General features: G+C 47.2%; 2 protein-coding genes. Both read right to left on the reverse strand.

Going from position 1 to position 1,685, the window contains the following annotated elements:
- Window positions 1-69: 69 nt before the first annotated feature.
- Window positions 70-822, reverse strand: a complete 753-nt coding sequence (locus PX636_RS10090) for a phycobilisome rod-core linker polypeptide (protein ID WP_002744197.1) — start codon at window positions 820-822, stop codon at window positions 70-72.
- A 209-nt stretch (window positions 823-1,031) separates the two neighbouring features.
- Window positions 1,032-1,613 carry a phycobiliprotein lyase gene (locus PX636_RS10095; protein ID WP_002760475.1) on the reverse strand — a complete coding sequence of 194 codons (582 nt, stop codon included), beginning with the start codon at window positions 1,611-1,613 and terminating at the stop codon, window positions 1,032-1,034.
- Window positions 1,614-1,685 lie beyond the last annotated feature (72 nt).

Raw genomic sequence — 1,685 nt, forward strand, 5'->3', positions numbered from 1 at the left:
AATAACCTGATTATGGTTCGGGGGTCATTCTGCCAATTAGGGACTCTCCCCGGCAGGTTTAGCTAAAAATTAACGACGGGGTACAGAAGCCTCGATGTTAATATTCATAGCGGAGACTCTTGGTACAGGATTGCCTTTGGCGCTACCGAGACCCCGGGCCATAGCCAAGAAGCTGGAAGGATCGCCGGCTTTGGGTTTTTGCTCTTGGGGAACATAGCGACGGACAGCATTCTGCCAAACGATTTGGGGGAAGCCCAAAATACCACGATAGTAGCCATCGTAGCGAGGCGAGGTGATGTTGAATGGACGTTCACCGATTTCGCGGCTGGCCAGGGTGCGACGACGTTGGTAGGGAACGGTATCATAACCAAAGCTTTGCAGATACTCGTCACTGTTGAGAAGTTGATCAACAAAACCTTGAATGCCTTTGGTGGCAACGACAATCGACCAAGCAATTTTTTCTCTTTCGCTATAGACATCGCGACCGAGGACTCTTTGTACTACCTGTTCGACAAAGCGATAGTTGCTGTTTTTCTCGTAGAAGCTGTTATAGAAGGTTTTCGATAACAGCAAACCACGAATGAAATCCCGCACCGATAATTGTCCATTGCGTAATTGGGATTCGAGGAAGGGTTCCCGATCCCATTTGAAGGCATGGAAGAAAATCTGACGGTAAGCGGCTTCGATTAAATCGTCCAGGTCGGTAGGGGAGAGGACATTTTCCGTCGTGTAAACTTTCGGTTTTTCGTCTCCACCGACATCATAACCAGCTACCCGCACGTTTTGGGACTTGGGGGCGTAATTTAAAAGAGGAATGGCCAAGGGTAAACCTCCGTATCCTTAGAAATGCTTAAAAAACTTTCCTCCTAATGATAAGGGAGTAAGTGCCAACTAGAAAAGAAATATTAAAAATTCTTACAATTGTTAAGAAAACTTGCTTACCATCCGGGGTGTTGGGGAGCGCCGGAGCAGGGAGAGGGGAGAAAAAAGCTGATGACTGATAACTGATAACTGATAACTGATAACTGAATTTACCAGCCACTAATCGAATAGGATGAAGGTTCGGGGGAATCACTAGAGACTGACTCCGATGACTGATTGCGGGATTCAGCACAAAAAGTGGCCGTATTAAAACCGCCAAAACGTTGAACTGTGCTAGTGCGGAGACGTAAATCGGTATCGGCAAACCAAAAACGCTCGATCGAGGTCATAGTTTCGTATTCTGTAATTAAGACTAAACCTTCCTGTTCATCAATGTGATAACGGCCCGCCACGGGAATGATTTCCGCATAACCTCGCTCCCGCAGGAGAACACCCGCTTGGGGATTATCTTCATCGGGAATTAGCGCAAAAACGGTGGTTCCTTGATGATTTTCGTTTTCTTTGTCCCACTGCATCGAACCATCCCAACTGACAAACGCCCCCCCCACAGCCTTGGCGGGATCGACTTCGTGCATTTCACAGATAGCGATAATTTTCGGGTTATCGGCGCTTAAAGCTTCCACATAAATCTCGGAATCGCCGGTTTCTGCGCGTCGAAAGGGTAAATGATGGGTGGTGCGCTGAGATTTCCACTGTCCCGCACTTTTCTGAAAAAAGGTCATCCCGTCCATAGTTTTTATCCTCTATTTTTTCCATCTATTTTAACGCCATCGTCGTTTTCTGTAACCCTTGTCCCCCCCTCT

Origin of the sequence: Microcystis sp. M53598_WE2, from assembly GCF_030067735.1 — a bacterium.
In the GTDB taxonomy this organism is placed as follows: Bacteria; Cyanobacteriota; Cyanobacteriia; order Cyanobacteriales; family Microcystaceae; genus Microcystis; species Microcystis aeruginosa.